General features: G+C 42.0%; 25 protein-coding genes and 2 pseudogenes. 8 read left to right on the plus strand and 19 right to left on the minus strand.

Annotated elements, in window-relative coordinates; all coding sequences use genetic code 11:
- Nucleotides 1–72: 72 nt before the first annotated feature.
- Genes N0M92_RS07615 through N0M92_RS07630 form a run of 4 tightly spaced genes read right to left on the minus strand, consistent with a single transcriptional unit; the run spans nucleotide 73 to nucleotide 3,503 of the window.
- A complete protein-coding gene (locus N0M92_RS07615) occupies nucleotides 73–684 on the minus strand; it encodes a DedA family protein (RefSeq protein ID WP_260285195.1) in 612 nt (203 codons plus the stop codon).
- A gap of 18 nt (nucleotides 685–702) precedes the next feature.
- Nucleotides 703–1,404, minus strand: coding sequence for a polysaccharide deacetylase family protein (locus tag N0M92_RS07620; RefSeq protein ID WP_260285196.1), 702 nt, complete (start codon nucleotides 1,402–1,404; stop codon nucleotides 703–705).
- A gap of 35 nt (nucleotides 1,405–1,439) precedes the next feature.
- Nucleotides 1,440–2,801 carry a sensor histidine kinase gene (locus tag N0M92_RS07625; protein ID WP_260285197.1) on the minus strand — a complete coding sequence of 454 codons (1,362 nt, stop codon included), beginning with the start codon at nucleotides 2,799–2,801 and terminating at the stop codon, nucleotides 1,440–1,442.
- A 3-nt stretch (nucleotides 2,802–2,804) separates the two neighbouring features.
- Nucleotides 2,805–3,503, minus strand: coding sequence for a response regulator transcription factor (locus tag N0M92_RS07630; protein ID WP_260285198.1), 699 nt, complete (start codon nucleotides 3,501–3,503; stop codon nucleotides 2,805–2,807).
- A gap of 432 nt (nucleotides 3,504–3,935) precedes the next feature.
- On the opposite strand from N0M92_RS07630, the pseudogene N0M92_RS07635 reads away from it, so the two are divergent.
- Nucleotides 3,936–4,642: pseudogene (locus N0M92_RS07635) on the plus strand (COG4705 family protein).
- A gap of 198 nt (nucleotides 4,643–4,840) precedes the next feature.
- On the opposite strand, the gene modA reads toward N0M92_RS07635, so the two are convergent.
- Nucleotides 4,841–5,644 carry a molybdate ABC transporter substrate-binding protein gene (modA, locus tag N0M92_RS07640; RefSeq protein ID WP_260285199.1) on the minus strand — a complete coding sequence of 268 codons (804 nt, stop codon included), beginning with the start codon at nucleotides 5,642–5,644 and terminating at the stop codon, nucleotides 4,841–4,843.
- Between the two features lie 147 nt (nucleotides 5,645–5,791).
- Here modA and N0M92_RS07645 point away from each other — a divergent pair, with 147 nt between their 5' ends.
- Entirely contained in the window at nucleotides 5,792–6,718 is a 927-nt protein-coding gene (locus N0M92_RS07645; protein ID WP_260285200.1) for a helix-turn-helix transcriptional regulator, read from the plus strand.
- Between the two features lie 54 nt (nucleotides 6,719–6,772).
- On the opposite strand, the gene bioB is transcribed toward N0M92_RS07645, so the two are convergent.
- Nucleotides 6,773–7,738, minus strand: a complete 966-nt coding sequence (gene bioB / locus N0M92_RS07650) for a biotin synthase BioB (RefSeq protein ID WP_260285272.1) — start codon at nucleotides 7,736–7,738, stop codon at nucleotides 6,773–6,775.
- 380 nt (nucleotides 7,739–8,118) lie between these two features.
- Here bioB and N0M92_RS07655 point away from each other — a divergent pair, with 380 nt between their 5' ends.
- Genes N0M92_RS07655 through bioA form a run of 3 tightly spaced genes read left to right on the plus strand, consistent with a single transcriptional unit; the run spans nucleotide 8,119 to nucleotide 10,768 of the window.
- A complete protein-coding gene (locus tag N0M92_RS07655) occupies nucleotides 8,119–8,703 on the plus strand; it encodes a biotin transporter BioY (protein WP_260285201.1) in 585 nt (194 codons plus the stop codon).
- Complete coding sequence (bioD, locus tag N0M92_RS07660; RefSeq protein ID WP_260285202.1) at nucleotides 8,682–9,389, plus strand: dethiobiotin synthase; 708 nt, start codon at nucleotides 8,682–8,684, stop codon at nucleotides 9,387–9,389. Before N0M92_RS07655 ends, bioD begins: the two co-directional genes overlap by 22 nt.
- Nucleotides 9,386–10,768, plus strand: a complete 1,383-nt coding sequence (gene bioA, locus N0M92_RS07665) for an adenosylmethionine--8-amino-7-oxononanoate transaminase (protein ID WP_260285203.1) — start codon at nucleotides 9,386–9,388, stop codon at nucleotides 10,766–10,768. The genes bioD and bioA overlap by 4 nt, the downstream gene beginning before the upstream one ends.
- Nucleotides 10,769–10,821: 53 nt before the next feature.
- Here bioA and N0M92_RS07670 read toward each other — a convergent pair whose 3' ends face one another.
- The 4 genes from N0M92_RS07670 to N0M92_RS07685 form a co-directional block, all read right to left on the minus strand.
- Nucleotides 10,822–10,983, minus strand: a complete 162-nt coding sequence (locus tag N0M92_RS07670; protein WP_260285204.1) for a hypothetical protein — start codon at nucleotides 10,981–10,983, stop codon at nucleotides 10,822–10,824.
- A 39-nt stretch (nucleotides 10,984–11,022) separates the two neighbouring features.
- The gene (locus N0M92_RS07675; RefSeq protein ID WP_260285205.1) at nucleotides 11,023–11,583 is read right to left on the minus strand and encodes a hypothetical protein; all 561 of its coding nucleotides are present in this window, start codon (nucleotides 11,581–11,583) and stop codon (nucleotides 11,023–11,025) included.
- Nucleotides 11,584–11,640: 57 nt separating this feature from the next.
- The gene (locus N0M92_RS07680) at nucleotides 11,641–11,931 is read right to left on the minus strand and encodes a hypothetical protein (RefSeq protein ID WP_260285206.1); all 291 of its coding nucleotides are present in this window, start codon (nucleotides 11,929–11,931) and stop codon (nucleotides 11,641–11,643) included.
- Nucleotides 11,932–12,183: 252 nt separating this feature from the next.
- Complete coding sequence (locus N0M92_RS07685; RefSeq protein WP_260285207.1) at nucleotides 12,184–13,677, minus strand: peptide MFS transporter; 1,494 nt, start codon at nucleotides 13,675–13,677, stop codon at nucleotides 12,184–12,186.
- Between the two features lie 345 nt (nucleotides 13,678–14,022).
- Between N0M92_RS07685 and N0M92_RS07690 the strand changes: the two genes are divergently transcribed.
- Nucleotides 14,023–14,247: a hypothetical protein gene (locus N0M92_RS07690; protein ID WP_192206781.1), complete on the plus strand. Its 225-nt coding sequence runs from the start codon at nucleotides 14,023–14,025 to the stop codon at nucleotides 14,245–14,247.
- A gap of 88 nt (nucleotides 14,248–14,335) precedes the next feature.
- Here the strand turns inward: N0M92_RS07690 and N0M92_RS07695 are convergent, their stop codons facing one another.
- A complete protein-coding gene (locus N0M92_RS07695; RefSeq protein ID WP_260285208.1) occupies nucleotides 14,336–15,205 on the minus strand; it encodes an RsiV family protein in 870 nt (289 codons plus the stop codon).
- A complete protein-coding gene (locus tag N0M92_RS07700) occupies nucleotides 15,190–15,705 on the minus strand; it encodes a sigma-70 family RNA polymerase sigma factor (protein ID WP_192206783.1) in 516 nt (171 codons plus the stop codon). Before N0M92_RS07700 ends, N0M92_RS07695 begins: the two co-directional genes overlap by 16 nt.
- Before the next feature lie 185 nt (nucleotides 15,706–15,890).
- On the opposite strand from N0M92_RS07700, the gene N0M92_RS07705 reads away from it, so the two are divergent.
- Nucleotides 15,891–17,297, plus strand: a complete 1,407-nt coding sequence (locus N0M92_RS07705) for a polysaccharide deacetylase family protein (protein WP_260285209.1) — start codon at nucleotides 15,891–15,893, stop codon at nucleotides 17,295–17,297.
- A gap of 100 nt (nucleotides 17,298–17,397) precedes the next feature.
- Here the strand turns inward: N0M92_RS07705 and N0M92_RS07710 are convergent, their stop codons facing one another.
- Nucleotides 17,398–18,117, minus strand: coding sequence for a YebC/PmpR family DNA-binding transcriptional regulator (locus N0M92_RS07710; RefSeq protein ID WP_053536610.1), 720 nt, complete (start codon nucleotides 18,115–18,117; stop codon nucleotides 17,398–17,400).
- Nucleotides 18,118–18,377: 260 nt separating this feature from the next.
- Here N0M92_RS07710 and N0M92_RS07715 point away from each other — a divergent pair, with 260 nt between their 5' ends.
- A complete protein-coding gene (locus N0M92_RS07715; RefSeq protein ID WP_260285210.1) occupies nucleotides 18,378–19,103 on the plus strand; it encodes a DUF4261 domain-containing protein in 726 nt (241 codons plus the stop codon).
- 414 nt (nucleotides 19,104–19,517) lie between these two features.
- On the opposite strand, the pseudogene eutC reads toward N0M92_RS07715, so the two are convergent.
- The 6 genes and pseudogenes from eutC to N0M92_RS07745 form a co-directional block, all read right to left on the minus strand.
- Nucleotides 19,518–20,243: pseudogene (eutC, locus tag N0M92_RS07720) on the minus strand (ethanolamine ammonia-lyase subunit EutC); the annotation flags it as partial.
- A gap of 32 nt (nucleotides 20,244–20,275) precedes the next feature.
- Complete coding sequence (locus N0M92_RS07725; RefSeq protein WP_260285211.1) at nucleotides 20,276–21,640, minus strand: ethanolamine ammonia-lyase subunit EutB; 1,365 nt, start codon at nucleotides 21,638–21,640, stop codon at nucleotides 20,276–20,278.
- An 18-nt stretch (nucleotides 21,641–21,658) separates the two neighbouring features.
- Nucleotides 21,659–23,068, minus strand: a complete 1,410-nt coding sequence (locus tag N0M92_RS07730) for an ethanolamine ammonia-lyase reactivating factor EutA (protein WP_260285212.1) — start codon at nucleotides 23,066–23,068, stop codon at nucleotides 21,659–21,661.
- Nucleotides 23,069–23,086: 18 nt separating this feature from the next.
- A complete protein-coding gene (eutH, locus tag N0M92_RS07735; RefSeq protein WP_260285214.1) occupies nucleotides 23,087–24,358 on the minus strand; it encodes an ethanolamine utilization protein EutH in 1,272 nt (423 codons plus the stop codon).
- A 143-nt stretch (nucleotides 24,359–24,501) separates the two neighbouring features.
- Complete coding sequence (locus N0M92_RS07740) at nucleotides 24,502–25,086, minus strand: ANTAR domain-containing response regulator (protein WP_260285215.1); 585 nt, start codon at nucleotides 25,084–25,086, stop codon at nucleotides 24,502–24,504.
- 9 nt (nucleotides 25,087–25,095) lie between these two features.
- Nucleotides 25,096–26,472 carry a sensor histidine kinase gene (locus N0M92_RS07745; RefSeq protein WP_260285216.1) on the minus strand — a complete coding sequence of 459 codons (1,377 nt, stop codon included), beginning with the start codon at nucleotides 26,470–26,472 and terminating at the stop codon, nucleotides 25,096–25,098.
- Between the last annotated feature and the right edge of the window lie 74 nt (nucleotides 26,473–26,546).

Raw genomic sequence — 26,546 nt, forward strand, 5'->3', positions numbered from 1 at the left:
ATGTTCATGGTATCATAAGCCCCAGTCCCCAAACTTAATAGCCCGATTAGAAAACCAATTATAGAACACTGGTTAATCCAATCGGGACGGTAATTTATTCTTTTTTTTTCTCTTCATATAATTGATAAAAATATAGATCAATAAAAAGACTAAGAATACGACACCTAAAAGTGGAACATATTCCGGATTTATATGAAAGGCATTCCCTATATAATACCCTGCCACTATAAAAGGGACAGTCCAGAGAACCGTGCCTAACAGGGAAAGGAGAATAAATTTGAACAGTGGAATATGATTGATTCCTGCGAAATACGGACTGATTTGTCTTATTCCAGGTAAATAAAATCCAAACACAATCGTTTTTTTTGTATTATTCATATACTTTTTCTGTACTTTCTCCCAGCGATCATTGGTAATGCCCACGTATTTCCCATATTTTTTTATAAATGGATACCCCACGTATTTCCCACATACATAAGCGATAAGCATCCCTATAAAGGCTCCGAGAAATGCACTGAGCAAGGCTAAACCAAATGAGAGTTTATTTTGCCCAATCAGGACTCCAATTAGAAATAGAAGAGATTCTTCCGGAGCGGGAATCCCCACAATGCCCATGAATAAAAAAAGAAATATGATTAGATAGCCATATAAGTCAATAAAATGCAGGATACTATCTATGTTCATAAAGTCCCCCCGAATCAGTTATAAGTCTTTTAATGTAATAAATTGTGTTCCCTTTTTTATGGTCTCCTCTAGGTAAACTTCCAAAACTTCAATCATATATCGGGGTGCTTCTTTATCCGCCCCTAAGGTTTCCCCACAGTCATGGAGCAGGAGGATCGAATTTTCCGTTGAGGTTGTCCGCAATTGATTAAGCAGGTCATTCCTGCATGTTTCCACTTTCCAATCTCCGAAAATGTCTGACCACATGATCACTTTATATTTCTTGCTGGCTATTTTCGTAAAAATATTAAAATGGCCCCATGGAGGCCTATAAAAAGTGACTTTTTCATGCGTACATTCCATTATCGCCTTTTCCGTCATACTCAACTGTTCCGATAACTGAAAGGGCGAGAGGATCCAGCTTGAAATATGATCAAAATGATGGATTCCAATTGTATGCCCCTCTTCATGCATTCGTTTAATGATATCAGGGTTATTTTTCACTTTACTGCCCACAACAAAAAACGAACCCTTTATCTCGTACTTTTTTAAAAGATCAAGTAATCGTTCCGTATATTCAGGGTTTGGGCCATCATCAAAAGTAAGGGCTATCCCATTATTCCTCTTGTTTTTTTTGGTAATGCCCAGACTGCATACACGAATAATTACAGTAGGGAAAATCGAATAAATTAGAAATAACAATACTATGATACTCAGACTAATTATCCCTATATGTGTCACTCACAGAACACCTCATTCTTGTATTTAGCAGCAAATTACCTTTTGGGTAAGGATAATACCATCTCTGTTCCAATTCCGTCGATACTGGCTACTTTAATTTCCCCATTATGTTGATTCATTATATTTTTGGCTATCGACAAGCCTAGCCCTGTTCCGCCTGTTTCCCGACTCCTAGCCTTATCCACCCGGTAAAAACGTTCGAAGATATTTTCCATTTCATGCTCAGGAATACCAATCCCATAATCTTTTACCCGAATGACCGTAGAGTATAACTGATTCTCTACATACACATCAATTTTGTCTGTACTATATTTGATTGCGTTATCCAAAAGGATAATAATCACCTGCTTTATCTTCAATTCATCTGCTGTAATCGTAATGGTATCTTCTTGATGATGAAAATTTATTTCTCGCCCATAGACCTCTTTGAATTGTTTAAGCACGTTCTCACATAAGGTTATTATATTCACTGATTTAATATCTAAAGTATTTTCCATTTCCGTATCGGCTAATTCCAGCAGCCTTTCCGTCATTTCCTGTATTCGGGTTGCCTCTGAATGAATTACATTTATAACATCCAATGCCTTTTCTTCGCTTTTTATCCGGCGTCGGCGCAAGAGATCTGCATAACTCTTTATTATCGTTAGCGGAGTCTTTATTTCATGTGAAGCATCTGAAATGAATTGCTTCTGTTTATCCAAATTTACATCCAATCTGCTCATCATCCGATTGAAAGTAACAGCCATTTTTTGCAGCTCATCTTTTGTTTCCTCTTGGATGACGATTTTTTTCGGAATTCCGCTTTGTTCAATATCCTCCATCGTATCAATCATATTGGAAATAGGTCTCATGATTACACTCGATAACCACCTGCCGCCTAGCAGCGATAACCCCGCCCCTAATAGGGTACAAAATGTGAGAATGGAAAGTAATACATCCTTCCCTAATTCCAGTCCTAGTAATCTATCTCCAATTTCTAAAGTTCCAACAACTTTACCTTTGGATTGGATAGGAACCCTAACGATTAATATTTGTTCTTCTTTATGCGCTTGTTTAATTGTAGTTCTATACACTTCTTGTTCAGAAGAAAATTCCCCTTTAAATTTCGTAAGCAAATAATGGTCGCTGGACACTTCGCTACTGATTTTAGAATCAGGTTGAATGATCCTTATAAATGAATGATTCGTCAAATATGCGGTTAATTTTTTTTCTAATTCATGGGGCGTATCATCCATTTGTATTTCAGCAATGACATTTTGCGCTTTATGAATTAATATATCTTCTTCCATATTTACAGTAATCTTCATAAAAGAAAAAAATACAACAGCATTGACCGCAATCAACACACAGAGTATCCAAGCCGTAGTAATCAGGTTAATTTTTGTTGTAATTTTCATTACTTATTTCTCCCTTACAGTATAACCAATTCCTCTTACCGTCTGAATAATTGTCGGGTCAGAAAAACCTTCTTCCGTTTTCTTTCTTAAATGGCGGATATACACATCGATTACATTGGTCTCCCCTTCATACTCATAACCCCAAACATTCATCAGGATATTTTCCCGCGTCACGATTTTGTTTTTATTGGATAGTAAATAAATGAGTAAATCAAATTCCTTTGGGGTTAACGCTATGGAAGAATCCCCCCTCTTAACCTCTCTAGTATCGAGATTAATGAATAAATCTTTTATTGATAAGATCGTTTCCTCTTCTCTCGAAGCATTGGCTGTTATTGAATTATGACGTATAGCTGAACGTATTCTTGCCAATAACTCATCGATTTCAAAGGGCTTCGTTATATAGTCATTGGCCCCTTGATCTAGTCCTGCTACCTTATCCATTGTAATATTTCGAGCTGTTAAGAGGATGATGGGCAGTAAAGAGTTCTCATTTCGGATCCTTCTTAAAACTTCTATGCCATTCAGTTCAGGTAACATAACATCTAAAAGTACTAAATCTAATTTTTCTTGTAATGCAGCTTCCAGCCCCGACTTGCCGGTATGGGCAACAAGCACTTCATACCCCTCATATTCGAGTTCTATCTTTAATATCGTCGCTATCTGGACTTCATCTTCTACAACCAGAATACGCTGTTTCATTTAAAACCCTCCTACTTGAGTGGTATATGGCAAGGAGTTCACCACCACATGTATTTATCGTATCTAGCCAGGAATATTACTTGCAGCTTAAACACGAAAAGTTGTCCTCCGCTAAATAATTCAATCCCCTTTATATTTGCTCCAAAGTCCTGTATTTTAATCGTTTCCTTATAATTGAAATGCTCTTTCTACAATTTAGCATTCTTTTGCTTTTTATTTCACTTTTTAATTGATTTTTAATCCTTTTTTCAAGTTGCGTTAAGGTTGACTTGATATAGTGTCTGGGAACAGTAGAAATAGACAATAAGGTTTTATCGTAAACGAAATAAAACAAGAGAAGATAAGAAGGATTCATTAATGAATGATACAAAAGGCTCATCCATCGGGCGTCAGATGTTGAACAAGGTTCCAGAAGTCATCATTTAATTCTGGATAATCAAAATAATGGCAACCACTGGGGCGAGAAGGCTGCAGACTTCCTGAGTGATAATCTGAACTTGGGCTTGGCCAATACGCCCTTAATCATGAGTTTTCTTTTGATCATAACGCTTTTCTTCCAATTCAAAGCGAGTAAGTATGCGCCAAGGATTTACTGGCTCACGGTAGTGATTATTAGCGTTGTAGGCACGCTAATTACCGACAATCTCGGGGTCAATCTAGGGGTCAGTCTGGTGACAACAACTTTCATCTTCACAATCGTGATGCTTGCGACGTTTACGGCTTGGTACGCGAGTGAAAAGACGCTGTCCATTCACACTATCTACACATCCAAACGAGAAGTGTTCTACTGGTTGGCCATCTTGTTCACCTTCGCCTTGGTTACAGCAGCTGGTGACCTCATAGCAGAAGGTCTCGATATCGGCTACTGGAAGTCTGCACTTATGTTCACGGCGTTGATTGGGGTGGTTGCCATCGCCCACTACGGTTTCAAACTAAATACAGTGCTTTCCTTTTGGATCGCCTACATCTTGACCCGTCCACTTGGCGCCTCTCTTGGCGACTACCTCTCACAGCCGCGTGTTAAGGGTGGACTTGGTCTAGGTACGACGGGAACCAGTTTGGTCTTCCTCGTTATAATCTTAATCCTGGTCGTCTATTTGACCAAAACAAGAAGAGATGAAAGCAAAGTTGTGGAGTAGGGCAGGGCAAGTACAATCTTCTAACATTCAGCTGTCCAACAATTAACAGGTTAAAGACCTCCGGGAAAGAATACAACCTTTTCCCGATCTATCTGCTACATTTACTTGATACAACCTTCATTGTTCGGGTTTCATCCAATAGATTGCACCCATTCCGGGTGCACAAAAAAAAGGCCACCAAATTGGTGGTCCTTTCAATTATTTAAGATCTTTAAATCCGTATTTTTCAAAAACCTCCATTGAATCTTTATTTTGGAGATACTCGTAAAATTGTTGGGCTTCTTTAGGATGCGAACTTTCCTTAATCACACCTACCGGATAAATAATCGGATCGTGTAAATCTTCCTTGGCTGTTGTAACGATATCAACTTTTGATGAGCTCATGGCATCCGTTTTATAAACAAGTCCTGCGTCCACATTTCCTGTTTCTACATATGTAAGCACTTGACGAACATCCTTGGCATACACCAGTTTTTCTTCAATCTCTTTCCAGAGGTTCAGTTTTTCTAATGTTTGCTTAGCATATTGTCCTGCTGGTACTGACTCTGGGGTACCGATGGATATTTTAGTAAATTCAGTAAGGTCTTCTATCGATTCAATCCCTTTATCGGAACCTTTTGGCACTACTAGCACTAATTCATTGCCTACTAAATCGATCCCTTTTTTCTCTTCAATATGATTTTCATCTACTAATTTATCAAATTTGTCTTCTGCTGCAGAGAAAAACAGATCCACAGGTGCGCCTTGGGAGATTTGTTGTTGAAGAGCTCCAGAAGCTCCAAAGTTATAGTTAACTTTTACATTTGCATTTTCTTTTTCAAATGCCTTTTTTATATCATTTAAGGCATCTTGTAAACTTACGGCGGCCGAAATCGTCAATTCTGCTTTCTCGTCAGCTTGTTGCGTCTGCTTTCCTATGCCTTTTTCTTCATCACTTGAACACCCTGTGCCTACTATCACAAGCAGCATAAGCGAGAAAATCATAAGATATATTTTTTTCAAAGTCTCTCTCCCTTTCTAACTAATTATAACTAGTTATATCTAATTATAACCAGTATAAGACAGATAAAAGGTTTTAATCAATGCCTTTTTGCTGTGAATTTTCTTTTTAAAGGACTCTAAGATACAATAAAGAACGGAGGGATGCACATGTCAAAAGAGCTTTCCTATACCATCGAGGAAGTGTCACAGCTTTTAAAGGTATCTAAATTGACGATTTATGATCTTGTAAAAAAAGGGGAGCTCCCTGTATTTCGTGTGGGAAGGCAGATGAGAATGGATGCAAAAGACTTGGAGTTGTATATTAATAACCATAAGTCCCATACATCCCCAGGTTCTGTTGCCGAACCCCAAAGGAATGAAGTGAAGAATTCTCTTAACCTTGTCATCAGTGGGCAAGACATGGTGTTAGACATACTAGGGCAACACATTGAGAAGGACTCCAGCTATAAAACATTACGATCTAACACAGGAAGTCTAAGCGGGCTTATATCCATGTACAATGGGGATTCAGACATCGTTAGTTTGCATATGTTTGATGGAGATACTGGGGAATATAATCTTCCTTATATAAAAAAGATTTTGGTAGGTTATCCTTATATTTTACTTAACCTTGTTTCAAGGAAAGCTGGATTATATGTTAAAAAGGGAAATCCTTTAGACCTTACAGGTTGGACTGATTTAAAACAGAAAGACTTGGCCATCATCAATCGAGAAAGAGGATCGGGAGCAAGAATTCTTCTTGATGAGCAGCTAAGGATTCATAAGATTCCGCCTAAAAGCCTTAAGGGTTATGAAAATGAAGAAACCAACCATTTAAGTGTCGCATCAGCTGTTTCATCAGGTATTGCGGATGTAGGTGTGGGAATTGAAAAAGCTGCAAAAGTCGTTGGAATCGACTTTGTTCCATTAATTACAGAACGTTACGACCTTGTTATTTTAAAATCCTCGAAAAACGAACAGCTCATAAACATTGTTAAGCGCATTTTAACATCGAATCCATTTCAAACTGAAATCAACGCTTTAGGTGATTATGATATTTCCCAGACAGGCTCTATCATTTACGAGACATTTTAAACAGGAAGGCTACTGATTCAGCAGCCTTCCTGTTTAGTATGCAGTTTTAATAGGTTAAAGAGCACATTCTTCAATTTCAAATCCCAGGTCTTCGATGATTCCCCAATCAGCTGTGGGTTCTTGACCGGCTGTCGTTAAATAATCGCCGACGAAGATGGAATTGGCTGCATAAAGTGCCATTGGCTGCATGGAACGGAGATTGACCTCCCGACCGCCAGCAAGACGGATTTCTTTACTCGGATTAACGAATCTCATCATCGAAATCAATTTCAGGCATTTAGTGGGGGACAACTCGGAAGTTCCCTCAAGCGGCGTTCCGTCAATTGCATTGAGAAAATTACAAGGAATGGAATCTGCATCAAGGCTTCGTAAGGATAGGGCGATTTCCACCGCTTCCGCCTCAGATTCCCCCATACCGAAAATGGCGCCAGAGCATGGGGACATCCCGGCATCCTTCACAGCTTCAACTGTATCCACCCGGTCTTCATATGTATGTGTCGATGTAATTTTGCTGTAGTTTTCCTGTGATGTATTTAAGTTGTGGTTGTAGCGATGAACGCCTGCCTCCGCCAGTTTGCCGGCATGTTCCTCATTCAGGAAACCTAAACAGCAGCAGATTTTAAGATCCGTCGTTTCGCGGATTTCTTTTACCGCTTCAATGACATGGTCGATTTCCCTGTTGGTCGGTCGCCTGCCGGACGCAACGATGCAATAAGTACCCGCTTTGCGGCGAATTGATTCTTGCGCTCCCTCGACAATCTTTTCTTTAGTCAGCCAAGCATATTTATCGATTGGGGCTTCCGAAACGATCGACTGCGAGCAGTAGCCGCAATCTTCGGGACATAATCCTGACTTAGTATTGATGATCATATTCAATTTAACCTTTTTCCCATAATGGTGCTTACGTATGTGATAGGCTGCATTCAGAATTTCCAAAACCTCTTCGTCTGGAGCTTGTACGATGGATAATGCCTCTTCCTCCGTCACTTTATATCCTTTGATAACGTTCTCCGCTAACATCTTCCAATCCCTAACCAATGTTTCCAAACCTAATCCCTCTTTTCTTTTAATGTCTATATTCCTTCCCATGAATCTTTCACGATTAATTACCTGAATCCTCGGAACGGATTGAATCACTTTGCCCACTCAAGACAAAATAAAACGTTAAATATGTTAACCTTAAAAATTTTAAGTTAACATATGAATTGAATAATAACACACAAACAAAATATGATTCAATGGTCTTTTTTCAATATTTTCCTAGTCTGCCCTTTAAATCATAAGGAAGCTTGCATTTTATATGTTAACTAAATATATAAATTAGTTGACATATAAAATAGGATTCAGGCAAACTAATAGTGGGCATTCTGCCAGCACTTTCTAAAAAGGAGGTTGAAAACTTGAAAGCAAGGACGATTTCTTATGTGGCCCTTTTTACTGCGTTAACTGCCATTGGCGCCTTTATTAAGATACCTATCCCTTACATACCATTCACACTGCAAATTCTGGCAGTCTATTTGGCAGGCGCATTATTGGGGCCCCGGCTTGGGATGCTCAGTCAGTTATGCTACGTCTTGATCGGACTTATCGGGGTTCCCCTGTTTGCTGAAGGCGGGGGATTCGGCTATATATTCAAACCCACTTTCGGCTATTTGCTCGGATATATATTGGGAGCCTATGTAAATGGATGGCTGATCAACCGGTTTTCCCTCTCCACGATTCGTTCCATATTCTTTGCTAATGCCGCCTCTTTGCTGACCGTTTACTTTTTCGGCTGCATCTGGCTATATGGCGCGATGAAGTGGATTGTGGAAACGCCGCTTTCCATCAACCAAACGATACTTTACGGCTTCTTATTACCTGTACCCGGTGATTTACTGCTATGCATTCTATGTGCTGCCATCATTCAACAAGTACGTCCGCGCATTGCAAAATATATAAACGTAAAGGAGCTGAATCATCCATGGGCCAAGCCTACTTTATAACCGGAACTGGCACGGATATTGGAAAGACCATCGTCACGAGTGCGCTCTATCTGTCTCTTCAAACATTGGGAAAAAGCGTCACGATCTTCAAGCCATTTCAAACTGGAATCAATGAGGAAAATAATACATACCCGGATATATCTTGGTTTGAGCAGGAACTCGGTGTAAAGGAATCAGGGTTTTACACACTGGAGCCCGAAACCTCCCCACATTTGGCGATTAAATTAACTGGCAGTCAAATCGATGAGAAGAAAGTCGTGGAAAGGGTTCATGAACTTGAGGAAATGTATGACATCGTATTAGTCGAGGGCGCCGGCGGATTGGCTGTGCCGCTTATTGAACGGACGGAAGGTTTCTATATGACGGCGGACTTCATACGGGATTGCGGCATACCTGTCCTCTTCGTATCCACAAGCGGTTTAGGGGCGATTCATGATGTCGTGACGACCCATTCTTATGCCCAAGTCCATGATATAAACGTGAAAACCATTTTGTATAATCATTACCGGCCAGAAGATCGGATTCATCAAGACAATATCGAAACCATCGAAAAGCTGACTGGGCTGAATGGCCTCGCCTGCATCCCGACAATGGCAGATGTCAGAAAAGACTTGAGGAACTGCATCCTTGATTTACTTGGTGATCAAAATTATACCCAACAACTGAAAGAGGTGTTCAAAGCATGAATAGTCAGGATTTAGAACAATGGGATAAGGAATATGTATGGCATCCGTTCACACAAATGAAAACGTATCGGGAAAGTAAACCGCTGATCATCGATCGCGGCGAAGGCAGCTACCTGATAGATGTGGATGGCAAACGCTACCTCGACGGCTATGCTTCATTATGGGTGAATGTGCACGGGCATAACGAGCCGGAATTGAACGGCGCCCTTATTGAACAAGTGAATAAAGTCGCGCACTCCACACTGCTTGGATCTGCGAATGTACCATCGATCTTACTGGCAAAAAAACTGGCGGAGATCACTCCTGGTTCTTTATCGAAAGTCTTTTACTCCGACACGGGATCTGCCGCTGTGGAAATCGCCCTTAAAGTTGCTTATCAATATTGGCAGAATATCGACCCCGTCAAGCATCAGAATAAAAACAAATTCGTCTCACTTGACGAAGCATACCACGGCGATACTGTCGGAGCTGTGAGTGTGGGCGGAATGGATCTATACCATAGAATCTTTAAGCCCCTCTTATTTCAACGGATTTCCGCCCCTTCACCATACGCCTATCATATGACTGAATATGGGGATCAAGAAGCCGTGAAAAACCATTGCTTGAAGGAACTGGAGAAGTTACTGCAAGAACAATCGGAGGAAATTGCAGGATTGATCATCGAACCGCTGGTGCAGGGGGCTGCTGGCATCATAACCCATCCTCGGGGCTTTTTGAAAGAGGTCGAACAATTATGCAAAAAATACAATATCCTCTTAATTTGCGATGAGGTGGCCGTAGGATTCGGTCGCACCGGTACCATGTTTGCCTGCGAACAGGAAGATGTCGTCCCCGATATCATGTGTATGGGCAAAGGGATCACTGGGGGATATATGCCACTCGCAGCCACCATCATGAACGAGCAAATCTTTCAATCCTTCTTGGGAGAACGGGAAGAACATAAAACCTTCTATCACGGCCACACCTATACAGGAAACCAGCTAGCCTGTGCACTGGCCCTGAAGAATATCGAGCTGATGGAAAGCCGTAATCTCATTAAAGACATCCAGAAAAAATCAAAATACCTATCAAAAAGGCTGCAAGCACTATCCGAACTTCCGATCGTCGGCGATATTCGCCAGCGCGGCTTCATGATTGGAGTGGAAATCGTTAAAGACCGTGAAACAAAAGAAACGTTCACCCTCCAAGAGAATGTCGTTTCCGGAATCATCCATACAGCACGGGAAAATGGCCTGATCATCCGGGAACTTGGTCCCGTCATCACGATGATGCCGATCCTTTCCATGTCAGAAAAGGAACTCGATTTCATGGTCGAAACTGTCTACCGTGCCATCCAGGAAGTCTCCATTCATAAAGGATTGATTCCAGCAGCAAACTGATTCAATAAGAACCGGAAGAGCAGGGCTCATCCGGTTCTTTCTCGATTGGATTTTCAGTTCTTCGCAGGAGGCTTCGTGAAATACGCAGCCATTAAAAGAAAGATCACAGATAATGTCCACAGTGTGATTCCCTTCCATGGGAAATCAACTGTTAAACCAATCATCTGCACGGCTGCACTTAATAAAATGCAAATCATCATTGCCCGGAATTTCATCCTGCACCCCCCTCTCGTTAATTCCATTCTATAAATTTTTTACTTTAATTCAATTTTCTTGGACCAAAACTCTAATGCCTCCATTGGCTCTTCTCTTGTGTGTATATAATACAATTCCACATCACTTGGTTTTACGTTCCTTGGGAGATCGAATGTAAATTCAAATTCACTATTTGTATGTAAATCAAAAATTTGCGGTTCCCACTCGAGATGAGTTTTTTGCCCAAACCAATTTTGTACTTCTTTCTCTAAAAACTTCCCATCCATTTCATTATAGGATTTAACTCTATTTCTTTTAACATTGGAGACATTCTCATTATTAGGGACATAGAACACAAGAAAATCAGCAGGAAATCGATACGCATCTAACCGATCCTTCCAAACTCCCCCCACGATGTATGCTTCATTTTCTTTATGGACAGTTAGTTGTAATGAGTCAGGTGTTGTGTGGTACAACGTATGATAAATGAAGTATCCTATAAATGAAATGACTGCTAGTAAAGGACTAAACAAGAATATCGATACTACCCTTTTTCTCTTCCAAAAATGGATGCCTCCATATGTACAGCCTATAATGATGAATATGATAATAAGAAACATGAAAATCCCCTTAAATATTTTATTAATGAGTACAACTTATTTTCTTAAAATAAAAAATTAAAATAGCGAATCAAACAAAGGGATTTCCGGCGGCATCCCGGCTTCAGGCAAGAAATAAATGAAAATGGTGAAACAAATGATAAGCACGGAAAAGATGATGGCAATAAACGAAATGCCCAAGAGAAATTTCTTACCTGCTAAATATAAGCTGATCACCAGACTTGCAAACCCAATGATCAAATAAACGCTGGCACCAACATATGAATTCAGCTTTGGAAGAATCCCCGTGATGAAAAGCAGAACGAAAGTCATTTGCAGGGATATGCATATTCCAAGTAAACATTTCATTTTTACCTCCTGTCTATAATTTCTCTACTCCTATTTTCAGCTACTTTGGAATGAATCATCATTGTTTTTTTAGCATAAACTATGAAGCTGCTAAAACATCATATCAATTTTTTGGTAAAAATGGTATTCGATGAATCCCGCATGGTCGATAACTATTACTATGCGAAAAAGCAAGATGCACAAAATAATAATAATAAAAAAGATGACCCCGTTTAACTCGGAGGTCATCTTTTTTTTGCTGCTGGCTAAGTGTTAGCGAATGCCTTTCATGTAACCTTGAATCTTTGGTGATAAGACCATAAGGACCAGTCCAAGGACCATTGAAGCGACACCGATCACGCCAAAATAAGCCATTTCGGTTTGGGGCGTGTAGAATCTGACGATTTGTGCGTTCAGTGCTTGTGCTGCTGCACTTGCCAGGAACCACAGGCTCATCGTTTGTGCCGAGAATGCGGCCGGAGCCAATTTTGTAGTTGCTGAAAGTCCAACAGGAGATAAACAAAGTTCTCCAAGCACTACAAGGAAATAACTAAGTACAAGCCATAGCGGATTGACCAATGCGTCGGATCCACCGAAATAAACAGGAAGCAGGATCACCAGGAATGATAAACCGGCGAACAATAATCCGATTGAGAATTTCTGAGGAATGGTCGGCTGACGCTTTCCTAGTTTAATCCATAACCATGCGAATACTGGTGCAAGGGTAATGATGAACAAAGGGTTCAAAGATTGGAACCATGCCGGGTTTATTTCTAGTCCAGCAAAATTCAACTGTGTCCGTTTGTCTGCATAGCTTGCTAATATAGTTGCACCTTGCTCTTGAATCGCCCAGAACATGACAGCTGCTATAAACAAAGGAATATAGGCAATCAAGCGTGAACGTTCAACAGAAGTTGTTTTAGGGCTGCGATACATGAAAATGAAATAAAGGGTCGGAATAACGATCCCTAGGATACCTACAAGATTAATAAAGGTTTTAATCGTTAAGATGCCGTTAGCGGCGGTAATGCCGATGATGGCAGCTAAGATAAGTGTAGCTATCCCCAATTTCGTGAATACGCTTTTCTTTTCATTCTGTGATAATGGGTTCGCAGGAAGAGTCCCAGCAAGGCCCAGATTCTTTTTCTTTGTTGCAACAAAGACGATGAGACCAATTAACATTCCAATTGCCGCAAGTCCAAAACCAAGATGGAAGCTGTAGTTCATTCCGACGGTACCGACAACAAACGGTGAAAGGAATGCACCCATGTTGATACCCATATAGAATATACTGAAACCGGAATCCCGGCGTTCGTCATTTTCTGCGTAAATTTCACCGACAATACTGGAAACATTCGGTTTTAATAACCCAGTACCAAGAACAATGAGTACCATGGAAACAAAGAACATGGAGAGACTGCCTGGTACAGCAAGGACAATATGCCCGAGCATGATCAAGATACCACCGTAAAATACGGCTTTGGAAGTCCCGAAGATCCTATCGGCAAGCCATCCGCCAATTATACCTGACATATATACTAAAGATCCGTAAATGGATACAAGGGCAAGGGCTGTGTGTTCATCAAGACCAAGTCCCCCTTTAGAAACTTCGTAATACATATAGTAAACAAGAATGGCCTTCATACCATAATACGAGAAACGCTCCCAGAACTCAGTAAAGAAAAGGGTGAATAATCCTTTAGGGTTTCCAAAAAAACCTTTTTGAGGTACACTATCCACAATTTTCTGTTTATTTATCGTTGCCATACCTAGCCCTCCTTTTATTATTGTATAATAACTTTTATTTTCTCTATTGTAAACAAATATTTAGTATATTTAAATAATTAATTAAAATATAATATAGAAGAGGTTGCCTCCCTACATACCAAATCCTGTATTTCACAGGAAGAAACACCCCTTATAGTCTAATAGGGAGCTGCCATCAAAGATATATTACCCTAACTTCACCAATGGTATTACGTTTCAGATCACTTTGGTTGCCAAGAACATGCAATGAGAATCGGAAAAATAGACAGAATCATTTAAAAAAAAACCACTTCATCTGTTAAATACACCGTATAATAGATATAACCAAAAATGAGGAGGCACATAATGCTCGGGATCATAACCGTTGTGCTGATTTTTTCCATCCCTATAATCGCCATACTGACAAGCCATTTCGAAAAACAGTCAAAGACGAAACACAAAATGCTGCAAGTTGAATTGGAACTTGAAAAACTGAAGCATGAAAACTTTCTTATGGAGACGGAAAAAATGAGGCTGGAACTGGACCAGATGAAATTCGAACAAAAAAGAGACGAGCCAAGGTTACTGTAAACAAGTAACGTTGGTTCGTCTTTTTTAATGGGTATTTTGCCGTTTTAAAAACCTCCCGCCCATCATATGAATTACAAGTAAGACCGTTTTAATGGATATATTGATCGCCCACAAGGAGGTCTGACAGCACCTTTGTCGGGATGACGAACTCGACGGCCCCCATATATCCCGGCGCAGCTTCATAGCTGTTAAAGGCGATGACTAGCTTGCCATCTTCATTTATATAAAAGTTTTGGTTTTCATCAATGCCTTTAAATGCAGTAAGATCATCATCTTCGACCCAATATATCTTTTCCGGATCTTCAGCCATCTGGCGCTTCATCTGTTCCTTGATGTTCTCACTAATCACCTGAAGATAACGATCATCTTTAAATAAGCTATTTAACGTTAATAGCACTTCGTTTTTCTTGTCGACTGTATCGAATTGACTTTCTGTAGAACTGGAAGCAGCAATCTTATCCGTATAACGCTGTACGGATAAGATCGTTTCATTATCCGTCAATATCACATATCCGCTTTCCACCGACATATTGCCCTTTTCCCCTTCCTTCAGTTTTGACATGGAGTCCGTGAATTCCTTATAAAGCTGCTTGCTTTCCGATAAATATTTCTCATTCAAGCTATCTTCGAGCTGTTTATTCTCCAGACCGGATATGGCGGGTGTCTTGATTACTGCCGAGGAATTATTCGCTTCTTCTTTCCATTCGACGAAGGTAATCACTTTGATGACCTTATCGACTATCGGGATTTCACTCATGGCTTTTGCCGCTGCCGGACTGATGTTTACGGAAGCTGTCACAATCAGAAGCGCTGCAGCCGCTGACATGAGGATATTCCTGCCAATCCTTGGCTTCTTTCTGGGCTTTTCATTCAAGGCCGCTTGAACGACATCATTCAATTCCTTTGGTATCGGTGTTTTAAGATATTCTTCCCGCAGATCTTTTAGTTTTTTTTCCATCTTTTCGTTTCCTCCCGTTCAGTCATGTTGATCCGCAATAATTGCAGCGCTTTATATAATCTCGTTTTAATTGTGCTTACGTTCTCTTCCAGCACTTCCGCTATCTCATCCAGCTTCAGGTCCTCGAAGAAACGGAGAACGACTACCGTTTTGTACTTGACCGAAAGTCCTTCAAGGGCCTTTTGCAAATCCAGGTCAGGATAGTGATCTTCCTCACCAGCGCGTAAGTATTCTATTGTTTCGTCATCGGCGACGGTCAGTTTCTTTTTCTTCCGCAAAACATCCAGTGCCGTTCGGACGATGATCTTATATAACCAGCTATCTATAGAAGCAGCGTCTTTGATTTTGCTGCTTGACGCCAGCGCTTTCCTGATTGATTCCTGCACGATATCAAGCGCATCCTCTTGGTTTTTAACATAATAAAAAGCAAGTCTGTACAAATTTTCTTGCCGTTCGGTTATCCGGGCCGCGATTAATTGATTCATATCTAGATTTTTCATTGCATGAAAGAGCTCCTTACATTTAAATTACGTATCCTGGGTACAAAAGATAGACGTTCGTGCAGCCCAAAAAGTTTGGAAATGAACTTGGAAATATATAAAAATAAAAAAATGAAATTTTTTACAAACTTTTAAGGCTTTTGGAGCGTCTATATAGTAGAATGATTATCGAGGTGGAGTACATCATGAGTAAATTAAATTATAAAAAAGTCTTTATTTTTCTATTTTGTCTAACAGCTACTGTGGGAACGTTGGGGTTAGCCATCAAAAGCCTTGCTTTTGATAAGAAAAGAACCGTTTCGGCCTATACAACTGATAAAAATTACCCAGAAGCCGATATTCAAACGTATGTGAAAGATAATACGAAAGGCGGGTATTCAGCCAGCAGGCCTGTTCTGCATTTAGAAAATATCGACAAGCAGCTAGAAGCCTACATAAAGAAAGAAATTAAGGATTATGAAAAGAAATGGAAAGCATCCGACGGAAAAGCTTCCGAGCTTAACCTCACTTATACGATCCTCCATTTCAGTAAACAGACCATTACGATTTCCTTCGATAAATATGAGCAAGTGGAAGGAAAGAAGCAGTCTGGATCCCAGATCTTCACTTATGATATTCCATCTCAGCAAAAGCTCTCCATAGAAGACATCTTTGCCACGGATACTGATTATTTATCCGTTTTATCCGATATTGTTTTTGAAGAGTTAACGGAGAAGGAAGAAGAAGGCATTTCAAACAGTCTCATTAAAAAGGAAAACAAACTGAAGGCAGCCAACTTCAATTCTTTTTCAGTCTTGAAAGATACGCTTGTATTCTACGTCAAGACTGATGATTCAACTAAGACCCATACAATAGCCATCAAGAAGGAACTTTTTAAAGATAGTTTGCTAGATTCATATCAAAGTCAAGATTTGAATGCGGATCGTGTAAAGGAATGGCAGCCGAAGCATATCGTCGCCAAACTGCCCGTGCAAAATGAATGGATCGACCCTTCAAAAAAGGTCATTGCCTTGACGTTCGATGACGGACCGCATCCGAGTTATACCATGTCCATTCTGAAAGACCTGAACAAGTATGATGGACACGCGACGTTTTTCGTGCTTGGAAGCCGCGTACAGCACTATCCGGAAGTTCTGCAAAAAATGCTGCAGCAAGGAAATGAGATCGGCAACCATTCATGGGATCATCCGCAGCTGACGCGCTTAAGCAAGAACAAAATCAAAAGTCAAATCGAAATGACCCAAGACGCTGTAGAAAAAGCTACAGGTGCTGAGCCAAATCTCGTTCGTCCCCCATATGGAGCGATTAACAATAATGTGCGTGAATACATGGAGGATATGAAAGTCACACTTTGGGATGTCGATCCCGAAGATTGGAAAGAACGGAATGAAAAGAAAATCGTAAACAAAGTGATGGGCAAAGCCAAAGATGGCCGTATCATATTAATGCATGATATCTATCAAACTAGCGCCCAGGCTGCAGGAAAAATCATCAAACAACTGCATGACCAAGGTTATCAACTGGTCACAATTTCGGAATTGGAAAAGGTACAGAAAGACCGTGAACTTTCCGGAATCACCATAAATGAATAATCAAAAGGAAAGAGCCTGTTTCGTGATTCGCAAACAGGCTCTTTCCTTTCAAATAAAATAAGCAGACCTTTGATCATATAGCAAAGGTCTGCTCATTTTATCATTCACCAAGATCTACATTATGATAAACCTGTTGAACATCTTCCAAATCTTCCAATGCATCAATCATTTTTTCGAATTGTGCTTGTGCATCTTCTGGAAGGGTTAGATCATTTTGTGCAAGCATCGTCAGCTCGGCCACTGTAAAATCGCTGATTCCTGCATCCTTGAATGCTTGTTGTACAGCATGGAATTGTTCAGGTTCGGCATAAACGATGACACTTTCTTCTTCTTCAATGATGTCACGTACATCAACATCCGCTTCCATCAACAGTTCAAGAACATCATCAGCCGTTTTACCTTCAATCCCGATGACAGCCGTTGCATCGAACATATAAGCAACAGATCCGCTGACACCCATATTCCCGCCATTTTTCCCAAATGCGGCACGCACATCAGATGCCGTCCGGTTCACGTTGTTTGTCAATGCATCCACGATGACCATTGAACCATTCGGACCGAATCCTTCATAACGAAGTTCGTCATAGTTTTCTTCCGAACCGCCTTTGGCTTTTTCAATCGCACGGTCAATGATCGCTCTTGGAACATTGTATGTTTTCGCACGCTCAAGCACGACCCTTAGTGCCTGGTTGGACTCCGGATCTGGTTCACCTTGTTTTGCCACTACATATATTTCCCGTCCGAACTTGGCATAAATCCGACTAGTATTAGCATCTTTTGACGCTTTTTTTTCTTTAATGTTATTCCACTTACGACCCATTATATTCCACTCTCTTTCATCATTGATATATACGAATAGATTATTAAGAAATGGCCCTATGAGAAAACCCACCAGGGGAATTCCTTTGAAGATAGGCTATACGTTTACTAGATTATATTATACATCAATTGTATAATTTTGAAAAAGTCCTGCACATCCATCACTGGCATTTATCGGTTTCTTGCGCTATTTTATATGAATTACTTTGGAAAACATCAGCAGTGGTATAGTATGAAGTGAACGGAAAGGAGAGATGATCCATGAAGGACAACCAAATCATCATCGGGATACCCGGTAAATGGAAGGACCGGACAGAATTGATTCAAACGGTCGCCTCCCAAAGCGAAGGGTATCTGTTAGCCGGGAATGTTTTTCATAACAGCGATAAAAACATTACTTTTCAGGCTGAAATCCATGATTATGAACCCACTTTGAAAGAGAGCTTTTCCTACGCCAGTAAAGACGCCTTTTCGGAGAATGCATTAGAGGAAATCAATGACCATACCTTTACCGTTTATATAATAGCCGATGTATCCGATACCGGAACTGTAATCAATTTGATCGATGCCGGGGCAGCGATCCTAAGGGCAGACGGAATGGCAGTGAAAATAGAAACGGCTGGAATTGCCCATTCAAAGGAAGATTGGCAGCATCTTCATCATAGCCCCGATGTTCTCTCGGTATATGCCCATTTTGTCACGATCATCGGAGAGGAAGATTATTATTGTTCATTCGGAATGAAAGCTTTTGGTCTTCCGGATGCCGTGACACTTAACACAATGAGTCCGAAAGAGGCGGCTGCCCTGCTAAACACATTTAATTATTACCATTTAGGTGAACGGCCTATCTTTAAGAATGGCGAAACCTTTAGCATTCAACAAGATGCACCCGACTTTATTTTGACGGGCCTTCAGGACTTTAGATATGAAGAAGGCCACCCCTTCTACAACCCGTTTGGATTATGGAATTTAGGGACAAGTAAATAGAGGAGGGATTCTCTCCCCCAGACTGTAGGCAAATTTGCATAAAGCGAGTTTGCCTGCAGTTTTTTATTTAAAAAGCGTTCCTGCCGTTTTCAGAAATTCGCTCCCTTTCCGCCGACTGTCTGCCAAGCCTCCTCGGCTCAAGCGCCTGCGGGGTCTCGGCTAGCCAGTTATCCGGCAGGAGTGTCGCATATTTCTCCAACCCAATAAGGGTTACAGTAAAAAAACATATATAATAGTCTAGTCATGTTTTAAAATCATGGTTCGAGATGATAACGTTCCGGACCGCCCGCGGAAAGCGAGTGCCTGGAGAGGAAATCAACGACCTGGTCTTAATCATCGGCTGGAATGAGACCATCCCGAACCCCCTTTTGCCGAAAAACTGAGTGGAGTCATCCGCTCCTCCATTTTTATTTTTCAACCGAGTTTTTCACGCTTTTCTTCTTCATGTTCCTTCTTCACAAGGGACATTCCGCTCGCTTGGTATTTGAGGATCTTTTGAATGACCGTGCCAAGATGCGCTCCAGCTTCAACCGGGGGAATCCCTCCTTTATGGATGTTGGAAATGACCATCCTCTCTGCTTCAATGGTGCCCAAACGTGGTTTATAGCAAATATAAGCGCTCAATGATTCCGCACTCACTAGACCCGGCCGTTCACCGATCAACAGGACAATGACCTCAGGTCCAAGGATTTCACCGATATCATCCATCACGGCAACCCGGCCCTTTTCAATATAAAAAGGTGTACCAGCATCCAGGCCTGCCACTGCCAAAGATTGTTTGAAAGATAAATAGACATCCTCCACATTTTCTTCGATCGCCTTAGCACTTAAGCCATCGGAAATGATGATTTGAACCGTTGGGGCCTTTATGCATTTGGCTTCTATCACCCGCTTTGCTTCATCCGAAAGCTTCCTTCCATAATCCGGACGCCGTAAATAGACTTCCTTATCATCGGCCTTCGTTTTCACCTTGAATAAATCCAAGCGTTTTAAAAGAATATCACTGACTTCACCATATACAGCATCGACGGCCGCCGCATGGTCAAAACGGAATTTCAGCCAAGAATCCGTTTTCGGTCGGGTCCCTGACCTGCCCACCCCTATCCGCGCAGGGGTTTTCGCCATCAAGGCATCCAATTCTTCCTTATTATTCATTCCCATATCATCCACTCCTAATGGTTAAATATAGTTGGATCACCGGCACGCTTCGTTAATTTTCCATTCTCCATAATTCCCATCTTCTCCAGCCAGGCTTCATATAGTGGGGCAGGCCGCTTATCCATCGTTTGCCTTAAAGTCGCTATATCGTGGTAACTCAAAGACTGGTAGTTTAACATGCAGTCATCCCCCATCGGAGTTGCGATGATGAAATTCACGCCAGCCGCCGTTAAAAGTACACCCAAGTCCTCGATATCATTTTGATCCGCCTTCATATGATTCGTATAGCAAATATCCACACCCATCGGCAGCCCATGCATTTTTCCCATGAAATGATCCTCTAATCCTGCGCGGATGACCTGCTTGCTGTTATATAGATATTCAGGTCCGATGAAACCGACGACCGTATTGACAATGTACGGATCAAAATAGCGGGCAAATCCATAGTTCCTGGCTTCAAGCGTCACCTGATCGATTCCGAAATGCGCTTCAGCCGATAACTCGGAGCCTTGCCCCGTTTCAAAATAAAGATGCTGCGGGCCAGTGCCCGTCCCATAGGCCTTCGCGACCTCATTAGCTTCTTCGAGCATTTGTGCGTTAATTCCAAAAGAGCGATTGGCCGTTTCCGTTCCGGCGATGCTTTGAAAAATCATATCGGCAGGCGCCCCCTGCTGTACTGCCTTGATTTGCGTGGTCACATGCGCAAGCACACAATTTTGGGTCGGGATGCTCCACTTCTGGATGACATCCTGTGTCGCATGAAGCAACCGCTTTACGCTTTCGGCCGAATCATCGACAGGGTTGATTCCAATGAGTGCATCCCCGACTCCATAGGAGAGACCTTCTTTTAAAGAAGCCAGCATGCCATCGACATTGTCGGTCGGGTGGTTAGGCTGAAGGCGCGAAGCAAGCGTTCCTTTGTATCCGATCGTGCTATTATTCTTGGTGAGCACTTCAATTTTATTGGCTGCATGGATAAGGTCGAGGTTCGACATTAATTTGGCCGCCGCAGCAATCATTTCACTATTCAGCCCCCTGCTTAGTCGCTTTAAATCCTCGCCGGTCGTTTCGTCACTCAATATATATTCACGCAGCTCGGCAACGCTCCAATTCTTCACGGTTTGATAGATGGTTCCATTGATGAGACCATCTATGATCCGCGACACCTCATCCTCTTCCGGGGAGAGCAGGGGATGGTTCCTGATGTCCGCCAAAGTCAATTCGCTAAGCACCGCTTTCGCCGCAATCCGTTCTTGGACCGAATCTGCTGCAATTCCCGCAAGCCTATCTCCTGATTTCTCTTCATTCGCTTTGGCCATGACTTCTTTCAACGATTTGAATTGATGGATTTCCCCAAAGTATTGAGTGGATAATTTCATCGTATAATCCTCCTTTTCCTAACTGTGAAAGGTTAGCGTTTTTACGACAACCGGAACGACCCCTGTCCGCAGCAGCCTTCCTATATCTAAATAATCACCATGTTCGACTTCTGTCTGATCAATGCAGATGACCGGCAGATCCGGTTGGTTCGCTAGAATGGTTTGACCAAGTGCCTTCCCATAATCACTATCCATGACAATGATCAGAGGCTGCTGCCGATTCGGTTTTTGCATTAAAGCTTCGGTAAAAGCAACTGCGAGCTGGTGAATGTCGCGAAATGATTGATAGGGTAAATTCGTTAAATAAAAGGCAAAATTCAGGCCCTCCTTTAAAGCGTCGTATATCGTGATCGCATCCTGAACAGCTTGTGCCAATGTCGCGGTTACATCATCAATCCCATCATGAAAATCGATCCGATAGACCGGGATATTGCGAACGGGCAGATGAGAATCATTCACCTCGATGGTCGCACCGCTTATTTCAGTCGTATGTGCGCCAGCTCCAAGAACGGTCGCCCGAACCGTTTCAATGGGCTTTTCCCATTCCCATGCAGCCAATTCTTCATTTTCCTTAATAGAGGCGGCAAGCATCATGCCGATATCCCGGAAGCTTTTGTCCTCCCGTTCTTGATGATAGATGCAATCACTGACACCTCCCGAGAACATCAACACATCAATTCGTCCTGTCCATGATGGCTCCTTCCCCACTAAAAGAAGTTCATCTTCTTTTGTGAATGAACCAGCCAAAAACCTTGAAAGCACCTTCGCCATTTCATTTGTGATGAATGTCCCATCACCATTCACAGGAGAGTGCCCCTTTGATTTCAGCCATTTCCCTATTGAAGGGGCAACCTTCACCTTCGCTGCTCCCTCCCACTCCACCAAACGCCCTCCTATATGCAGTGTGCAAGTTCCGCAAAGCATCCCGGAACGGTATACGGCAATATTCGCCGTTCCCCCGCCAATGTCTATGTTCGCTACAGTCTTTCTTGTCTTTATGGAATGTTGATGAGCACCCGATCCCTTGGCGGCAATGATTCCCTCCAAGTCCGGTCCGGCAGCCGCTACAAGGAATTCCCCCGCCGCTTCAGATAACCGGTAAACCATTTCTTCTGCATTTTGTTTCGTTGCCGTTTCCCCGGTAATGATGACAGCCCCTGTTTGTATGTTATCGAACGTGATCCCGGCTTGATGGTATTCACTTTCCACCATTTTTTGAACAGCAGGTATATCGATTACCGTATCGGATAAAAGCGGGGTCCTGAAAATGGGACTTCGATACAGAATTTTCTTATCGGTAATTTCAATTTTTGGCACCTGTCCGCCACCCGCCACATTCCTAAGCGAAAGCTCGCTGATGACAAGTTTCGTCGTACTGGTGCCAATATCAATTCCTGCACTGATGATTCGTTCCGCCTGTTCATTCATTAAAATCACACCCCAGTTTTACACCACTTGGATTTCATTGCTGTTTTCTTCCTTGTTTTTCGTTTTATATTCATTTACGCCGATAACTCCTGCTTCACGATCCTTTTCTTCCAATTCCAAAGCTTTCGGAACGGACAGCCAGTAAGCAAGACCGATTCCAATCGCTCCGGCAGATAGCTTGCCGACAATGATCGGCAATATCAAGGAGGGCTGAAAATTGGCTGTGAATGATAAATGATCCCCTAATAGGAAGGCCGCACACACAGCGAAGGAAATGTTTATGACCTTATCCTTTGGCGGCATATCTTTAACAAGTTTGAACATCGCCAATATATTGGCTACCGTGGCTAATATCCCTGCACTCCCCGCTTTGCTCAGCCCGATTTTTCCGCCCATCGCTTCAAGCGGCTTGCCTGCGTATTTTTGAATGAGGTAAATCATTGGAAAAGCACCTGCCAGCATTATCCCGATATACCCCGCCGTTTCCAGGGCACGGAACTGGTCTGCCTTATCGGCCATGATCGGATGGAACCCCCAAGCACCAAGTACATTGGAAAACAGTCCGGTGAAAATTTCCACAATCGAAAACACGAGTACAAGTTTGATCGCAGCATCCAATATTTTTCCAAACCACATGAAACCTTTGATCATCAAATCCGGCAGGAAATAAAGACCTAACGCGAGCAAGATCACAAAAATAAGAAGAGGGGAAAGATTCAGGGCAATTTTTAAATAGCTCAACGCGAATTCATATGTAGAATCCGCATTCGTGGAAATCACTTCACGGACTTTCGAATTCGTTGCCACCACCAGCACACTTGAGATAAAAGCGCCAATCGGAATCGTCAGGATTCCTGACATGACACCAAGTGCCATGTATTTATGATCGCGCTTCTCCAGCATCGCAAGCCCCATTGGAATCGAGAATACAATCGTTGCCCCAGACATGAATCCGACAATCATCGCCATGATCCAGCCTTCATAGGATTCCTGCAGCTCGGCCGCCAATTGGTATCCCCCCATATCCGTTGCCAAAATCGTTGTTGCGGCGAGGGCGGGATCTGCACCGATCGCAGCGAAAATCGGACCGCAAACTGTATCGATGAACCATGATAAATAAGGGATCGAGGCCATGATCCCAGCTGCCGGGATAAATATATGGCCAACGGTATGCAACCCTTCCATGAACTGTTTGCCCAAGCCTTGCTCACTGTCTTTAATCGATGCAATGGCACCGACAACGGCACACACCATAATGATATAAATTACGAATTTACCAACCATCTCCATACATATTCCCCCTGAATTCCGATTTGATTTGGCCTATCGTCTTTAAAAAAGGGTATAAAAAAGACGCCTCTTATAGCCCAAACTAGGTTGCTCGGCAGAAATGCCTGCCTATAACCAATTTGGTCCATCAAAGCGCCATTGCTTCATCTATTTACTTGTTTTTGATCATTTGCAATGATTCGACGTGCCACCGTCTCCATGGAAAGCTGCTTATCCATACTTAGCCTTCTCAGCTTATTGTAGGCGATTTCTTCCGATACATTCTTCCTTTTCATGATAATTCCCTTTGCCTTTTCAATGACTTTACGATTTGTGAGCGTTTCATCCAATTGGGCGTTTCGTTCCTGATGCTTCTTCGTATTGGCTGCTTGCTGCAAAGCTATCTCCACTGCCGGAATCAGATTCGCCTCCGTAATTGGCTTTACAAGATATCCGACGATATTCGCGCGCTTCGCCTCGTCGATATATTCACGCTGGCTGAATGCAGTTAAAAGCAGGACCGGAATCTGAAAGGTATTGGATATCACATCGCTAGCCTTAAGCCCATTCATTTTTGGCATTTTGATATCCATCAAAACGAGATCCGGCTGTAGTGCATGTGCCAATTCAATCGCCTTCTCGCCGTTACGGGCATGTCCTACCACATCGAAGCCTGCATCCTTGAGCATGATCGTTATATCAAGAAGAACAATCGATTCATCCTCCACGACCAAAATCCTCTTGACCACATCTCCCACCTACCTCTTGTATGGAAATCTTACAGAAGCCAGGGTACCTTCTTTAATCCGATGAATCGAAAACTCCCCATCCAAATCATTTTCCACCGTCATGCGGATGATATCCAGCCCTAAAGTTGGTTTCACTGCTGGTGAATATCCGATGCCATCATCTTTTACTTGAATTTCCAATTCAGGACCATCCTTTTGAAAGCATACGGTAATCTTCCCTTCCGTCCCTTCCTTGAAAGCATGCTTCACACAATTATGAATGAGCTCATTCACAACCAGCGCGACAGAAATGCCAATGCCGGAATCAATGGAATGCAGCTCACCGCCACTATATTCAATGCTCAGGCTTTGACGGGCATGACCCTCCGCTTGAACGATCATATCGCCAATTTTCCCAATAAGCTCAAGCAGGTCCACATGATCGACCTGACTGCTTGCCAGAATGATTTCATAAACCGACGATATGCTTAACACCCGATTCAAACTGACCAATAAATGGGGCTTGCTTTCTTCAGTGGCTCCCATCCTCATTTGCAGCCGAAGCAAACTGGCGACTGTCTGCAAATTGTTCTTCACCCTATGATGAATTTCACGAATGGCCACTGACTTGCTAATCAGCTCTCTCTCTTTATCCCGCAGTTCTGTCAGGTCCCGGATGATGATGAACGTTTCATCAGAATTCTTGTTGCCCAAATGGAATTTCTTTATTTGGAAAATCTTTTTACCAATGTTCATTTCCTTCATCAAAATGTCCTCTTTTGAAGCAAGAACATCAACAAGGCCAGGAAAGTAATCGAAAATGGATTCACCTAAAGCACAGTCTGTCATACATATATCCGATACTAGATTAATGGCAGCAGGATTCGTATAGACAAGTCGGTTTTGGTTATTAATCAGGAAAATGGACTCCTCGATAAATTCAGGAACCAAGGAATTTTGTTGATCTTGCCTATCAAACTGTTTTGACGTTTCAGGTTCCTCATGAATCACCTTTTCCATGATCAAAACGGCTATGACCCGATTGCATTCCCCCTTGATCGGAACGACACTTTGCTGGACCATTGCTCCCTCTTGAGTCAATGCCCGATTCACGAACATCTCCTTTCCGGTGCGCAATACATAAAATACTGCCGGTTCAAAAGCCTCATAGGCGAATTTCCCGACAACCGGATGATCATAAACCGATTTCACGGAATGTCCGCATGCCTCTGCCACGACAACGGCATGCTTCCCTTCAAGCACCGGACAATCGATAAACACATTCGCTTTATTCAAATTGGCTATCAACGATAAATTCGTTGATAGGTTTTCAAGCATCTGAATATCCTTGTCCAGTAAATGAGTATGCACCTCACATAATTCTCGGACAGTCATTGTCCGTTCCATAGGCAAAACCCCAATAAATGTTTATTCATGGATATTATTATTGATAATTATAGATACCCTCCTTATTTTTGTCA

It is taken from the genome of Peribacillus aracenensis, from assembly GCF_025175645.1.
Taxonomy (GTDB): domain Bacteria; phylum Bacillota; class Bacilli; order Bacillales; family DSM-1321; genus Peribacillus; species Peribacillus aracenensis.

Bases quoted from the DNA above. Each gene is read 5' to 3' on its own strand.
- N0M92_RS07615 (WP_260285195.1), bottom strand. From the start codon at position 684: ATGAACATAGATAGTATCCTGCATTTTATTGACTTATATGGCTATCTA.
- N0M92_RS07625 (WP_260285197.1), bottom strand. From the start codon at position 2,801: ATGAAAATTACAACAAAAATTAACCTGATTACTACGGCTTGGATACTC.
- N0M92_RS07630 (WP_260285198.1), bottom strand. From the start codon at position 3,503: ATGAAACAGCGTATTCTGGTTGTAGAAGATGAAGTCCAGATAGCGACG.
- N0M92_RS07645 (WP_260285200.1), top strand. From the start codon at position 5,792: ATGTCAAAAGAGCTTTCCTATACCATCGAGGAAGTGTCACAGCTTTTA.
- bioB (WP_260285272.1), bottom strand. From the start codon at position 7,738: ATGTTAGCGGAGAACGTTATCAAAGGATATAAAGTGACGGAGGAAGAG.
- bioD (WP_260285202.1), top strand. From the start codon at position 8,682: ATGGGCCAAGCCTACTTTATAACCGGAACTGGCACGGATATTGGAAAG.
- bioA (WP_260285203.1), top strand. From the start codon at position 9,386: ATGAATAGTCAGGATTTAGAACAATGGGATAAGGAATATGTATGGCAT.
- N0M92_RS07670 (WP_260285204.1), bottom strand. From the start codon at position 10,983: ATGAAATTCCGGGCAATGATGATTTGCATTTTATTAAGTGCAGCCGTG.
- N0M92_RS07675 (WP_260285205.1), bottom strand. From the start codon at position 11,583: ATGTTTCTTATTATCATATTCATCATTATAGGCTGTACATATGGAGGC.
- N0M92_RS07680 (WP_260285206.1), bottom strand. From the start codon at position 11,931: ATGAAATGTTTACTTGGAATATGCATATCCCTGCAAATGACTTTCGTT.
- N0M92_RS07685 (WP_260285207.1), bottom strand. From the start codon at position 13,677: ATGGCAACGATAAATAAACAGAAAATTGTGGATAGTGTACCTCAAAAA.
- N0M92_RS07690 (WP_192206781.1), top strand. From the start codon at position 14,023: ATGCTCGGGATCATAACCGTTGTGCTGATTTTTTCCATCCCTATAATC.
- N0M92_RS07695 (WP_260285208.1), bottom strand. From the start codon at position 15,205: ATGGAAAAAAAACTAAAAGATCTGCGGGAAGAATATCTTAAAACACCG.
- N0M92_RS07700 (WP_192206783.1), bottom strand. From the start codon at position 15,705: ATGAAAAATCTAGATATGAATCAATTAATCGCGGCCCGGATAACCGAA.
- N0M92_RS07705 (WP_260285209.1), top strand. From the start codon at position 15,891: ATGAGTAAATTAAATTATAAAAAAGTCTTTATTTTTCTATTTTGTCTA.
- N0M92_RS07710 (WP_053536610.1), bottom strand. From the start codon at position 18,117: ATGGGTCGTAAGTGGAATAACATTAAAGAAAAAAAAGCGTCAAAAGAT.
- N0M92_RS07715 (WP_260285210.1), top strand. From the start codon at position 18,378: ATGAAGGACAACCAAATCATCATCGGGATACCCGGTAAATGGAAGGAC.
- N0M92_RS07725 (WP_260285211.1), bottom strand. From the start codon at position 21,640: ATGAAATTATCCACTCAATACTTTGGGGAAATCCATCAATTCAAATCG.
- N0M92_RS07730 (WP_260285212.1), bottom strand. From the start codon at position 23,068: ATGAATGAACAGGCGGAACGAATCATCAGTGCAGGAATTGATATTGGC.
- eutH (WP_260285214.1), bottom strand. From the start codon at position 24,358: ATGGAGATGGTTGGTAAATTCGTAATTTATATCATTATGGTGTGTGCC.
- N0M92_RS07745 (WP_260285216.1), bottom strand. From the start codon at position 26,472: ATGGAACGGACAATGACTGTCCGAGAATTATGTGAGGTGCATACTCAT.